Genomic DNA, 258 nt, shown 5'->3' with positions numbered 1-258 from the left:
GAAAATGCGATCGCTTTAAATTCGACTGTATCAGAAACTAATATATTTGAACCGAGTTTAAATAAAGAGTTAGGGAAAACAGCACAATTCCCCCTAGAAGTTTCTCAGCAAATAGCAAGTGCTGAAATTAATCAATCCTCGAATTTAGAGGTTTTACTCAATAAATCAGCTACGGAAAAAAGGGGAAATTTTAGCTTTCCCGTTATTTCCGAAAATGCGATCGCTTTAAATTCGACTGTATCAGAAACTAATATATTT

1 protein-coding gene is annotated in these 258 nt (G+C 33.7%); it reads left to right on the top strand.

What is annotated here, in order from left to right; all coding sequences use genetic code 11:
• The coding region (locus tag PL9214_RS31845; protein WP_186440525.1) for a hypothetical protein at positions 1 to 258 on the top strand (258 nt) is incomplete at both ends.

Origin of the sequence: Planktothrix tepida PCC 9214 (assembly GCF_900009145.1) — a bacterium.
Classification (GTDB): domain Bacteria; phylum Cyanobacteriota; class Cyanobacteriia; order Cyanobacteriales; family Microcoleaceae; genus Planktothrix; species Planktothrix tepida.
Note: the sequence above shows the minus strand (reverse complement) of the source record. Positions and strands in the feature narration are given on the sequence as shown.